At 60.2% G+C, this 11,957-nt stretch carries 11 protein-coding genes; 6 read left to right on the top strand and 5 right to left on the bottom strand.

Annotation, left to right across the window (positions count from 1 at the left end):
• Positions 1 to 35 precede the first annotated feature (35 nt).
• Positions 36 to 821: an ABC transporter permease gene (locus tag CEW89_RS13380; RefSeq protein ID WP_280522619.1), complete on the bottom strand. Its 786-nt coding sequence runs from the start codon at positions 819 to 821 to the stop codon at positions 36 to 38.
• 196 nt (positions 822 to 1,017) lie between these two features.
• Between CEW89_RS13380 and CEW89_RS13375 the strand changes: the two genes are divergently transcribed.
• The 6 genes from CEW89_RS13375 (at position 1,018) to CEW89_RS13350 (ending at position 7,198) form a co-directional block, all read left to right on the top strand.
• Complete coding sequence (locus CEW89_RS13375) at positions 1,018 to 2,151, top strand: hypothetical protein (RefSeq protein ID WP_096806221.1); 1,134 nt, start codon at positions 1,018 to 1,020, stop codon at positions 2,149 to 2,151.
• A gap of 74 nt (positions 2,152 to 2,225) precedes the next feature.
• On the top strand, positions 2,226 to 3,386 hold the full coding sequence (locus tag CEW89_RS13370; RefSeq protein WP_096806220.1) for a UDP-galactopyranose/dTDP-fucopyranose mutase family protein: 1,161 nt from the start codon (positions 2,226 to 2,228) through the stop codon (positions 3,384 to 3,386).
• The gene (locus tag CEW89_RS13365) at positions 3,386 to 4,339 is read left to right on the top strand and encodes a glycosyltransferase (protein ID WP_096806219.1); all 954 of its coding nucleotides are present in this window, start codon (positions 3,386 to 3,388) and stop codon (positions 4,337 to 4,339) included. The genes CEW89_RS13370 and CEW89_RS13365 overlap by 1 nt, the downstream gene beginning before the upstream one ends.
• Before the next feature lie 84 nt (positions 4,340 to 4,423).
• On the top strand, positions 4,424 to 5,620 hold the full coding sequence (locus CEW89_RS13360) for a KpsE/RkpR family capsule polysaccharide export protein (protein ID WP_244906060.1): 1,197 nt from the start codon (positions 4,424 to 4,426) through the stop codon (positions 5,618 to 5,620).
• Positions 5,621 to 5,623: 3 nt separating this feature from the next.
• Positions 5,624 to 6,292: an ABC transporter ATP-binding protein gene (locus CEW89_RS13355; RefSeq protein WP_096806218.1), complete on the top strand. Its 669-nt coding sequence runs from the start codon at positions 5,624 to 5,626 to the stop codon at positions 6,290 to 6,292.
• A 30-nt stretch (positions 6,293 to 6,322) separates the two neighbouring features.
• On the top strand, positions 6,323 to 7,198 hold the full coding sequence (locus CEW89_RS13350; RefSeq protein WP_157779848.1) for a class I SAM-dependent methyltransferase: 876 nt from the start codon (positions 6,323 to 6,325) through the stop codon (positions 7,196 to 7,198).
• Positions 7,199 to 7,234: 36 nt separating this feature from the next.
• Here CEW89_RS13350 and gyrB read toward each other — a convergent pair whose 3' ends face one another.
• From gyrB to recF, 4 genes are all read right to left on the bottom strand, one after another.
• Positions 7,235 to 9,670, bottom strand: a complete 2,436-nt coding sequence (gyrB, locus tag CEW89_RS13345) for a DNA topoisomerase (ATP-hydrolyzing) subunit B (protein WP_096806216.1) — start codon at positions 9,668 to 9,670, stop codon at positions 7,235 to 7,237.
• 101 nt (positions 9,671 to 9,771) lie between these two features.
• Positions 9,772 to 10,392 carry a LysE family translocator gene (locus tag CEW89_RS13340; RefSeq protein WP_066703081.1) on the bottom strand — a complete coding sequence of 207 codons (621 nt, stop codon included), beginning with the start codon at positions 10,390 to 10,392 and terminating at the stop codon, positions 9,772 to 9,774.
• The gene (locus CEW89_RS13335; RefSeq protein ID WP_066703078.1) at positions 10,389 to 10,835 is read right to left on the bottom strand and encodes a VOC family protein; all 447 of its coding nucleotides are present in this window, start codon (positions 10,833 to 10,835) and stop codon (positions 10,389 to 10,391) included. Before CEW89_RS13335 ends, CEW89_RS13340 begins: the two co-directional genes overlap by 4 nt.
• Positions 10,832 to 11,947 (bottom strand): DNA replication/repair protein RecF, encoded by a 1,116-nt coding sequence (gene recF / locus CEW89_RS13330; RefSeq protein ID WP_096806215.1) that lies wholly within the window; start codon positions 11,945 to 11,947, stop codon positions 10,832 to 10,834. The genes CEW89_RS13335 and recF overlap by 4 nt, the downstream gene beginning before the upstream one ends.
• Between the last annotated feature and the right edge of the window lie 10 nt (positions 11,948 to 11,957).

The raw sequence follows: 11,957 nt of genomic DNA, 5'->3' as shown, positions 1-11,957 counted from the left end.
CAGACGCAGAGGGAAAACCGATCCGCCCTGTCCCGTCATTCTTCGAGAATCCACCGGTAGTGGCGTTTCAACAGCAAGAGCGCGAAGGCCAGAAGCGCCAGGGCGAGGCCATAGACATAGGTCGGGCTGATATAGGCCGGATCGTAGGTGGCGTAGAAGCCGCGGCGCACCTCTCCGATGGCATGGAGGATGGGGTTGAACCAGAGGATTGACTGGGCCGCCTTGGGCAAATCGTCGAACAGGAAGAAAATGCCGGAGGCTAGGAACAGCGGGCGGTTCACGATGGTCCAGATGTTTTCCCAGACCGGGAAGAGCCCCATGAGAAAACAGTTCATCATACCGAGCGCAAAGCCGGTGAGAACGAGCATGGCATAGCCGTTCAGGATCGGCATGAAATCGAGCTTGATCCGCGTGTCCTCTAACATCAGGATGGCACCGAGGACGATGAAGGAGACCGCGAAATTGGTCAGGCTGTGCAGGAACAGCCGGGCAAACAGGGCCTCGATCCAGGAAACGCGCGGATAGGCCAGAAGCGGGCGCGAATAGCCGAGACCGTGCATGATCACCCGAGCCAGTGTCGCGAAAAGCGAATAGGGCAGATAGCCGGTGGCGTAGAACAGGATGAAATTGTTGCCAAGCGCAGGTGCGCGCACAACCAGAGAGAACCCTATGGCCAGCATCACGATGATGCCCACGGGTTCGGCGATGGCCCAGAAATAGCCACCCGGAGACCGCCCGAAGGTCGAGGACATTTCGCGCATCATGAGGGCGAAAATGTTCCTCAGGGCCTGAAAGCGAAGGGGTTCAACGGCTTTGTCCACCAGAAAATCCAATCTTATTCGACCAAGTTGCTCGACCCAAATACCCGGAAAAGTTGTTAAATTGTCTTAATGAAACCGCACGGGACGGCACTTTTTCGAATAAATCACGCGAAACCCAAGTCTTGCAAGCCAGTTGCCATGAGGCGGCCAACACGGTACGAACAACCATACGGCGAGTGAGCGGTGAACACTACAGATGAAACTGATCCTCTTCATCGGCCATCACAAGGCCGGCTCAACCGCTCTGCAGGCCGCTCTGGCGCGGAACTGTCGTGCGCTGTTGCGTCACGATGTGCTCTATCCGGCGGTCGACAGCAGTGGGCTTGCAATGCTGGCGGGATTTGCCTCCGGACGGATCGGGGCGATGCAGCGCCGCACATGGCCGATCCCGCTGAATTATCGCGAGGGCCATAATGCGCTGGCCTTTCGCATGTGGTCGCCGAACGGCGTCCCGGACATTCATCTGCCCTTGCCGGGCAAAGACGAGATCGGCCGCACGATCACGGCGCAGATTGAGGCGTTTCGCCCCAAGACGATGGTGCTTGCGGCGGAGGTGTTTTCGAATTTCGGTGCGCGCGGGACCGATCTGATCCGGGAACTGGTCGGGATGTTTCCACAGATCGACGATATTCATGTGATCGCCTCGCTGCGGCGCGTCGACGATTATCTCGTCTCGTGGTACGGTCAGCGGCTGAAGTTCGGGACCATCCTCAAACCGCTGGCGGACACGGTGCCGCGGCATTACCAGAGGGGGGTGCATTTCGATTACCGGCTCATGTTGGAACCCTGGATGACCGCCCTGCCGGAGGCACGGTTCACAATCCAGAGCTACGATGAGGTGCTGGCGCAAGGCGGCAGCGTCAAGAATTTTTTCAAGCTGGCCGGTCTGAAGCCCCCGCCGCCCTGGCAAACCTCGCGACGGCTGAACACAAGCGTGCACCCGGGCCTGATCGAGTTCATCAGGCGGGCGAATATTCAGCTTTCACGCCAAGACGCGCGCCGGTTTCGCGAGATCGTCTCAAAAATCGCTTTGAATGATGCCTTGCCGCCCGCGAAAGAGATCGAAATGTTCGGCCCCGTGGCGCGCGCCAAAATGCTGCGGGTGTTTGCGCCGATCCATGACTGGTTGTCCGAGCTCACAGGGCGTCAGGCGTTCTTTCCCGACATTGACGCGCTCGGGCACTGCCGTGCGATCCCGGAACATGCGCTGTGGGATCGGCTCAAAACACAGCTCCTGTCCCGCTCCGCGCTGCGCGAAGACACGGTCCTGTCGCCATTCCTCGATGGGATCACATTTCTCCCGAATATCCCGAACCTGTCGTCAGAATAAGAAAATTTTAACGATACTGCTGCCATATCTGATCCGGCCAAATAAACGCCAGTTCATGGATATCAGGACATAAGATGAAAATCGGTCAGAACAGCGGAGTCGCAATCGCTGGCGCAGGATTCTCCGGTGCGACTGTCGCGCGGCGCCTCGCGGAAGCCGGGTATCGCGTCACGGTGTTCGAAAGCCGCGATCACGTGGCGGGCAATTGCCACACCGTCCGGGATGCGCAGACCGGCGTGATGGTCCATGAATACGGGCCGCATATCTTTCACACCAATGACCGCGCGGTCTGGGATTTCGTCAGCCGCTTCACCCGGTTCGAAACCTATCGCCACACGGTCGTGGCCAATGCGGGCGGGCATACCTATGCGTTGCCGATCAATCTCGGCACGATCAACCAGCTTTTCAAACGGAATTTCTCCCCTGCCGAGGCAAAAGCCCATCTCGACACGCTCACCCATGCTTGTGAAATGCCTGAGAATTTCGAAGAACAGGCGCTCGCTCTGATGGGCGAAGAAATCTACCGTACGTTCTTCGAGGGTTACACGCGCAAACAATGGGGCTGCGATCCGACCCATCTTCCGGCCTCGATCCTCAAACGCATGCCGCTGCGGTTCGATTACAACTGCCGGTATTTCTCCCATCAGTATGAGGGCATGCCGCGGGACGGCTATACCGCGCTGATCGAAACCATGCTGGATCATCCGAACATCGAGGTCGTTTTGAACACCGCGTTCAGCGCAACGGACGCGGTCAGATGGGACCATGTCTTCTGGACCGGACCGATTGATCGGTTCTTCGATTATCGTCTGGGTCGGCTTGGCTATCGCACCCTCGATTTCGAGCGGATCTATGGCGAGGGCGATGTGCAGGGCTGCGCGGTGATGAATTACTGCGACGCGGATGTCCCCTGGACCCGGATCACCGAACACAAGCATTTCGCGCCGTGGGAGACGCATAAGAACAGCGTGCTGTTTCGCGAGTATTCGCGCGCCGCGGGGCCCGACGACATTCCCTTCTATCCGATCCGCCTCGTCAGGGAGCAGGACATGCTGCGCCAGTATGTCGATCTTGCGCAGGCGACCTCTGGCGTGACCTTCCTCGGACGGCTCGGGACCTATCGCTATCTCGATATGGATGTCTCCGTCCGCGAGGCGATGGACACGGCGGAACAGTTTCTTCTGACACAGGTACGGGATACTCCCCTGCCCGCCTTCACGACGGCGGCGATCTGATGCGGGTGGCGGCAATCATCGCCACGCACAATCGGTGCGACAGCCTGATGCGGAGCCTCGAGCGGGTTCTGGCCGAACCTTTCGAGCGGGTCGTGGTGGTGAACAACGCCTCGACAGATGACACGCGGCGGCGGCTCGAAGCACTGGACGATCCCCGGCTGAGCTGTCTGCATCTCGAAGAGAACACCGGCGGTGCCGGTGGGTTCAGCCAAGCCGTGCAGGCGATGACCGAAGGGGGGCTTGCCACCTGTGACTGGCTGTGCCTGTTCGACGACGACGCCTGGCCGCAAACCGGGGCGATTGATCGGTTCAGAGCGCTGGCCCCCGATCTTCCCGACCGCGTGGGCGCCGTCGGCGCCGTGGTGGAGACGGTCTCCGACGAGATTTGCGAGATGAACCGGCAGGGGGTGAACCCGTTCTGGCAACTCTCCGCCTTCCTGCGCACGATGTTTCGCGGCAACCGGCAGGGATTTCACCTTGCCGACAGCGCTCTCGCACCGGAGGCCACGCCGAAAGACGCGGATTTCTCTTCCTTCGTCGGTTTCTTCCTGCGCCGCAAAACCGCCGAAGAGATCGGCCCGCCCGAAGCCGGGCTTTTCATCTATGGCGACGATGTTCTCTACAGCCTCAGACTACGGAAAGCCGGATGGCGTATCCTTGTGATGCCCGCCGTCCGTTTCACTCATGACATCGCGACCTTCGGCGGTGACTTCGTTTATCGTCCGCTGTGGAAGATCTACTATCACTGCCGCAACGGCGTGGAGATCGCACGGCAATCCGCCGGTCCGATGATCTTTCCCTTCGCCCTGCTCTACTATGTCGCGATCTGGTCGAAACGCGGGCTGGCCTGCAACGGTCCGGAGCGGAAGACCTATTATCGCCTGCTCTGGCGCGGCCTGCGCGACGGGTTCAGGGGGCGACGGGGACGATGCGATGATCTGCACGGCCCCTGACCGGGCCCGCGCCTGCGCCCCAGAAAAGGTTATGACATTGAACAGCTTGCCTCTAAGATTTTCGAGATGAAAACGGGTCAGAACATGACAGACACGGCACCGTCCGGCGGCCCTCCCGCGTCGGGGAAAAAGCGTCTCCAGCCTCAACGTCCGGTTTTGCCGCACGCGAAACCGGCGCGTCCGAAACGGCGGCATCGGATCGTTGTCTATACGTTCATTTCGGTCGTTCTGATGCCGTTCCTGATCAGTGCGGTCTACCTCTTCGCCTTCGCCCAGGACCAATATGCCTCGACCGTGGCCTTCACCGTGCGCAGCGAGGAAAACAACAGCGCCTCGGATTTCTTCGGCGGCCTGACGCGCACACTCGGCAGTTCCGGCGGGCACGACAGCGATATTCTCTACGAGTTCATCCAAAGTCAGGACATCGTCCAGAACATCGACGACAAGATCGACCTGCGGACATTGTTTTCCATTCATAAGGACAGTGATCCGTTTTTCTCCTTCCAGACGGATGGCACGATCGAGGATCTGACCGAATATTGGAAACGCATGCTGCACCTGTCCTACGACAGTGGCTCGGGCCTGATGATCATTCGGGTCAACGCGTTTCGCCCGGAGGATGCGTATCAGATTGCCCAAGCCATCCTCGTTGAGAGTCAGGCCGTCATCAACGACATCTCCGCCACCGCCCGTGCCGATGCGACACGGTACACCGAGGAAGATCTCGAACGCGCCGAAACCCGGCTTCGAGAGGCCCGGCAGGAGTTGACGGATTTCCGGGTCACCAACCAGATCGTCGATCCGACCAAGGACATCGAAGGCCAGATGGGGCTGTTGAACACACTTCAGTCACAGCTTGCCACGGCACTGATCGATTTCGACCTTCTGGCCATCACCGCCCAGCCCAATGACCCCCGCCTCGAACAGACCCGCAGGCGGATCGACGTGACGCGCAAGCGGATCGCCGAGGAACGCAACAAGTTCTCCGGAGAGAGCGCCGACGGGGACAATTACGCGGCGAAGGTTTCGGAATTCGAAAAACTCTCCGTCGATTATGAATTCGCCCAGATGGCCTATACGGCGGCCCGCAGCGCTCATGACGCCGCTCTGGGCGAGGCGCGGCGCACGACACGGTATCTGGCGACCTTCATCACGCCGACACTGGCGGAACGCTCCATGTACCCGGCGCGCGGCACGATTCTCATGCTTGTCGGGCTGTTTCTCTTTCTCGGCTGGACGATCCTCCTGCTGATCTACTACTCGCTCAGAGACCGGCGCTGATCCATGATCCGGTTTGTCGACGTCAGCAAATCCTTCGCCACACCCGATGGCAAAAAGGTGATCCTCGATCGCGTGAACCTGACGCTGCCGGGCAAGACCTCGATCGGGCTTCTTGGCCGGAACGGCGCGGGGAAATCCACCTTGCTGAAGATGATCGGCGGCAAGACCAGCCCGGACAGTGGCGAGATTCAGACAACCGGCAGCATCTCATGGCCCGTGGGCTTTGCCGGATCGTTTCACCGCAATCTGACGGGGGCGCAGAACACGAAATTCGTGGCCCGTGCCTACGGCGTCGACACCGAGTCGCTTTTGCATTTCACCAGGGAATTCTCGGAACTCGGCGGGCATTTCCACCTCGCGGTGCGGCACTATTCCTCGGGGATGCGCGCGCGTCTCGCTTTTGCGATCTCCATCGGCATTCCCTTCGACACCTATCTGGTGGATGAGGTCACGGCGGTGGGCGACGCCAGTTTCAAAGTGAAGAGTCGACATTACTTTCAGGAACGCATGAAACACGCGGGCGCCATCGTGGTCACACACTCGGTGCCGCAGCTCAGGCTCTTCTGTACCTCCGGCGCGGTGCTTCATGAGGGGCAACTGCATTATTTCGAAGACCTCGAGGACGCCATCGCGCTTCATCACGACATCCTTGGTTCACAGGAGGACGAATGACCTTTTCCATTCTTGCAGAAAGCTTCTGTCGTGTTTGAGAAACCCCGCAAACTCGACCCCCGCGTTCATGATATTTCCGACGTTGTGCGTCGTAGCCTCGACACGGTCACGCTCAGTCCCGAAGAGGAGCAGATCGTGGCCTTGTTGCAGCAGGGCCGTGACATCGGCATCCTGCGTCAGATCCACGCGGTCCTGCCGCCGCGCGGTGGGTTGAAATACGACGCCGAAACCTTGCGCAAGCGTTCGGAGCGTCGGGTGGAACGGGCGATCAAACTGGCCGAAGCCCATGCCGGGATTCCGTTCACCTCGGCGCTCGATGTCGGGTGTGCCCGGGCGGAAAACCATGGGCCGATCCGACAGGCCGGGATTCACGCCTATACGGGGATTGATCTGGACGACCAGCATTTCCCCGCAAGAGAACAGGGAATGGATCTGGTCAAAGCCTCTGTCGAAGACATGCCCTTTGAGCAGGATACCTTTGATTTTTCATGTAGCTTCAATGTGTTGGAGCACGTCACCCGACCGGAAAAAGCAATCTCCGAAATCGCCCGGGTGCTCCGGCCGGGAGGTGTCTTTTGCACCACTTTCGGCCCGCAGTTCAATGCCGCGAACGGTCCTCATCTGACGCGAGAAATCAACCTGCCCTTCATGCACCACCTGTTCCGCGAAGAGGTCGTGGCGGAATTCACCGGGCGCGAAGACGCCTATTACACGGTCAACCGCCACCCGCTGTCGCTCTATCGCGACATCTTCTTTGCCGAGAACGGATTCCGCCTCGCCTATTACCGGGAGCACCTGACCGGGGTCGGATTCGGCATTTTGAAGGCCATGCCGGAACTGAACGTGCACCACGATCTCGACGAACTGGCCGTCAACGCCATCACCGCCGTCCTCGTCGCACAATAGAATGACGGGAGAGGCCTGAACCTCTCCCGTAAACCATCACGCGTCGAGGTTCGCGACATTGAGCGCGTTGTCCTGAATGAACTCGCGGCGCGGTTCCACGACATCGCCCATCAGCTTGGTGAAAATGTCGTCGGCTTCCTGGAAGTCTTCGATCTTCACCTGCAACAGCGTGCGGGCTTCCGGGTCCAGCGTGGTTTCCCAGAGCTGATCCGGGTTCATCTCGCCGAGACCTTTGTAGCGTTGCAGCGACAGTCCCTTTTCACCCTCTTCCAGAATGGCGTCCAGAAGGTCGATTGGCCCGTGGATCAGGGTTTCGCGATCCTTGCGCACGAGTTTCGACGGGTCTTTGTAATGGCCTTCGGTGGCGGCGACTTCCTGATGGATGCGGCGCGCTTCGGCACCGCGCAGGATCGCGCCATCGAGGGTGCGCACCTCCTCGACACCGCGCAGCACGCGGGTGAGACGAATGCCGACATCCTGCGTCGGACGTCCGGTCCAGCCACGCTCGTATTCCAGCGCAATCATGTCGAGACGTTTCGCAACCGTCTCCGCCGTGCCCGCCAGATCGGCATCGACCCGCCCCGGTTCGAACGCGCCGGCCAGCGCCGCCTGTTCGAGAATGTGACGCGGATAATGCGTCGGGAAAATCTCCAGCACGCGCTTGAAGCTGCGCGCCCCTTCGACGACCCGCTCAAGATCGGTGCCGGCAATTTCTTCGCCATTTTTGAGCCGCAGAACCGCGCCTTCAACGCCCTGATGGATCAGGTGATCCTCAAGTGCCGCCTGATCTTTCAGATACACTTCGGACTTGCCACGAGAGACTTTGTAAAGCGGCGGCTGGGCGATGAAGAGGTGCCCGGCCTCGATCAGTTCCGGCATCTGGCGGAAGAAGAAGGTGAGCAGAAGCGTCCGGATGTGCGCACCGTCGACGTCGGCATCGGTCATGATGACGATCTTGTGGTAGCGCAGCTTGTCGAGATTGAACTCATCGCGGCCGATGCCGGTGCCGAGCGCCATCACGAGGTTGCCGATCTCCTGAGACGACAGCATCCGATCAAACCGCGCCCGCTCGACGTTGAGGATTTTCCCCCGGAGCGGCAGGATCGCCTGCGTCCGACGATCCCGGCCCGTCTGGGCAGAGCCACCGGCGGAATCCCCCTCGACGAGGAAAACTTCGGTCAGGCTCGGGTCTTTTTCCGAACAATCCTTGAGCTTGCCGGAGAGGAAATTCACATCCAGCGCCGATTTGCGGCGGGTCAACTCGCGGGCCTTGCGCGCAGCCTCGCGAGCCATCGCCGCTTCGATGATCTTGCCGACGATCATCTTGGCCTCTGCCGGGTTCTCGTCGAACCATTCGGTGAGCTTTTCGCCGACAAGGTTTTCGACCGCGGGCCGCACCTCGGAAGACACAAGCTTATCCTTGGTTTGCGAGGAGAATTTCGGATCAGGCACTTTCACGGAGAGCACACAGGTCAGACCTTCGCGCGCGTCATCGCCGGTAAAGTTGATCTTTTCCTTCTTCGCGATGCCGCTTTCCTGCGCGTATTTCGTCAGCGTCCGGGTCAGCGCACCCCGAAAGCCCGCAAGGTGCGTGCCGCCATCGCGCTGCGGAATGTTGTTGGTGAAGGGCAGGACGTTTTCGTGGTAGCTGTCGTTCCACCACATCGCGACCTCGACGCCGATGTCGTCGCGCTCGCCGGTGACAAAGATCGGCTCCGGGATCATCGCCGTCTTGTGCCGGTCGAGATATTTGACGAATTCCTTCACACCGCCGTCGTAATGCAGCTCGGTTCTGAGCGGCTCGGCGGGACGTTCGTCTTCGAGGATGATCCGCACCCCGGAGTTCAGGAACGCCAGCTCACGCAGACGCTTTTCCAACGTCTCGAACGAGTATTCGAGGTTGGAAAACGTGCCTTCCGGGTCGTTCGTTTTGGCGGAGGCGAGGAAGCGCACCTCGGTGCCGGTCTCGTCTCCCGCCTCGCCGATCACCTTGAGATGCTCGGAGGTTTCGCCTTTGACAAACCGCGCCTGATGCACCTTGCCCTTGCGCCAGATTTTGAGTTCCAGCCATTCGGACAGCGCGTTCACAACCGACACGCCCACGCCATGAAGACCGCCGGAGACCTTGTAGGAATTGCTGTCGAATTTACCGCCCGCATGAAGCTGGGTCATGATGACCTCGGCAGCAGAGACGCCCTCTTCCTGGTGCAGATCGGTCGGAATGCCCCGGCCGTTGTCGCGCACGGAAACCGAGCTGTCCTTGTGGATTTTCACCGAAACGAAGTCGGCGTGACCGGCCAGCGCCTCGTCGATGCCGTTGTCCACGACCTCATAGACCATGTGATGCAGGCCGGAACCGTCGTCCGTGTCCCCGATATACATCCCGGGACGTTTGCGGACGGCCTCCAAGCCTTTGAGAACCTTGATGGAATCTGCGCCGTACTCGGAAGGCTGCTGCGTGTCGTCGGACATTCGAAAATCCTTGTTATTTCCTGCTTATTTTATACGCGAGCACACCCGGGATGTCACGCAATTGACACGGAAAAAGACCGGGAAAAGGCAGGTTTCCGCAATCAGACGAAGGGCAGGATCAGGCCCACGAAAATCAGCAGACTACCCGCGGAAATGTTCATCCGTCTGAGCGCCCTGGGCGAGGTCATGATCTTGCGCACCGCACCGACGGACGCGCCGAGGATCAGGTTGCCGACCAGCGGGATCACAGCGGAAATCGTACAGATCGCGGCGATGTCGGGAACCGTCAGAACCGAGAGATCGAAGAACCCTGGCAGAAAGCCCATGTAGAACAGGATCGCTTTCGGGTTGCCGAGGATACAGATCAGCCCCGCAACGAACCCGGCCCACATGCCGGGGCGCGTCAGACGGCTGTCAGCGGCGATTTGCTTGTCGGCGTGGCGGATCAGCAAAGCCCCCATCCCGATGAACATCACCACAGCGATCCAACGCATGACGATGAGAAAACTCGCGAATTCGGAGATGATCCAACTCACGCCCAGAATGGCCAGAAGCGACCAGAGGAAATCGCCAATCACCACGCCAAGTGCGAGGGGCCAAGCGGCATGGAACCCGCCCGAAAGCGAGCGCGCGAGCATGGCGAGCCAGACGGGACCGGGGGTCAGGAAGAGGATCAAAAGCGCAAAGGCATAAAGCCCGAGATCGCCGGGGGTGATGGTCATTCGGGGTCTTTCTCAGGATCAGGCAGCGTCAGATTCCCGTTCGCCTCAAGCGGCCAAAAGGGATTGTAAGCCAGTTCCCAGACATGCCCGTCAGGGTCGGCATAATAGCCGGAATATCCGCCCCAGAACACCTTTTCAGGGCGTTTCAATACGGTTGCGCCCGCCGCCTCGGCCCGCGCGAAAGCGTCGTCAACCTCCGCTTCCGACGGAAAATTCTGAGCCAGTGTCATCGCCCCTGTGCCAAGCGGCACACCAGGGCGGGCCTGATCCTCGGCCAGAGCTTCCCGCCCGAAAAGGCCAAGCGCAAACCCGTTCGCCTGATAGACGGTCATCTCATCTTGTGAGCGCGGATGCATCTCCCAGCCCAGAGCCGCATAAAAGGCACGGGCGCGCGCCATATCGTCCACACCAAGAGTGATCAGCGTCACACGTTGCGGCGTCATCCGGGTATCCTTTCGTCAATCAGGGAAAGACCCGCGTCTTCCCGCACTTCGATCTGCATCGCGCGCGTGCCGAGTTCGGCGAACAATTCGGGGCCCGTCCCGGTCATAAAGGCCTGTGCCCCCAAGGCGCAAATCTCGTCATAAAGCGCCGCGCGCCGGGAGGCATCGAGATGGGCCGCGACCTCGTCCAGCAAAAAGATCGGCGCAGCTCCGAAGTCTTCCGCCAATGCGCGGCCATTTGCAAGGATGAGCGAGATCAGAAGCGCCTTTTGCTCTCCGGTCGAGCACTGATCTGCTGGTACACCTTTGGCCGTGTAAATCGCCCCCAAGTCGGCGCGGTGTGGACCGATCAACGTGCGACCTGCTGCCAGATCGCGCGGGCGACCCTCTCGAAATGCCGAGAGAAGCGCCTCCTGTTCCGCCGGCAAGTCCATATCGTCGGAGGCTTTCAGGCTTAGCTCTGCGGCGGGAAACGCGGTTTCCCCACCCTCCTGTGCCTCCGCCAATCGCGTCAGCGTCGCAATCCGATGCGCCATGATCGCCGCACCATGTTCGGCCATCTGTGCCTCGAGCGCGCCATACCAATGGGCATCCCGCACCATATCCTTGAGCAGGCGGTTGCGCTCCCGCATCGCCTTTTCATAGGCCAAAACCGCCTCGGCATGACGCGGCTCAAAGGACATCACCATGCGATCCAGAAACCGCCGCCGCCCTTCGGCCCCTTCGATCCAAAGCCGGTCCATCGCCGGAATGAGCCAGACGACCCGCGCGATCCGCCCAAGCGCCACCTGCGCCGCCGCCTTACCGTCGATCTTCACATTGCGCGAATTGCCCGGTTCGGCCCAGGTTTCGACTTCATGAAACTGATGCAGGGAGTGCAGATCGGCACGGATCTTCCAACCGAAACCTTCGGGTTTGCGCGCGATCTCATCGGGACTGGCGCGCCGCAGCCCCCGCCCCGGAGACAACAAAGACACCGCTTCGAGAATATTCGTCTTGCCCGCGCCATTCGGCCCCCAAATGGCGACAGGCCGCCCGTCCAGTTCGAGACGCGCGGCCTTGTGGGAGCGGAAATGCGACAGGCTCAGCTCTTCTATGAACAGGCCGCCCATCGCGCCTCAC

Source organism: Celeribacter ethanolicus (assembly GCF_002407265.1).
Lineage (GTDB): Bacteria > Pseudomonadota > Alphaproteobacteria > Rhodobacterales > Rhodobacteraceae > Celeribacter > Celeribacter ethanolicus.
Note: the sequence above shows the minus strand (reverse complement) of the source record. Positions and strands in the feature narration are given on the sequence as shown.

Bases quoted from the DNA above. Each gene is read 5' to 3' on its own strand.
- CEW89_RS13375 (WP_096806221.1), top strand. From the start codon at position 1,018: ATGAAACTGATCCTCTTCATCGGCCATCACAAGGCCGGCTCAACCGCT.
- CEW89_RS13370 (WP_096806220.1), top strand. From the start codon at position 2,226: ATGAAAATCGGTCAGAACAGCGGAGTCGCAATCGCTGGCGCAGGATTC.
- CEW89_RS13365 (WP_096806219.1), top strand. From the start codon at position 3,386: ATGCGGGTGGCGGCAATCATCGCCACGCACAATCGGTGCGACAGCCTG.
- CEW89_RS13360 (WP_244906060.1), top strand. From the start codon at position 4,424: ATGACAGACACGGCACCGTCCGGCGGCCCTCCCGCGTCGGGGAAAAAG.
- CEW89_RS13355 (WP_096806218.1), top strand. From the start codon at position 5,624: ATGATCCGGTTTGTCGACGTCAGCAAATCCTTCGCCACACCCGATGGC.
- gyrB (WP_096806216.1), bottom strand. From the start codon at position 9,670: ATGTCCGACGACACGCAGCAGCCTTCCGAGTACGGCGCAGATTCCATC.
- CEW89_RS13340 (WP_066703081.1), bottom strand. From the start codon at position 10,392: ATGACCATCACCCCCGGCGATCTCGGGCTTTATGCCTTTGCGCTTTTG.
- CEW89_RS13335 (WP_066703078.1), bottom strand. From the start codon at position 10,835: ATGACGCCGCAACGTGTGACGCTGATCACTCTTGGTGTGGACGATATG.
- recF (WP_096806215.1), bottom strand. From the start codon at position 11,947: ATGGGCGGCCTGTTCATAGAAGAGCTGAGCCTGTCGCATTTCCGCTCC.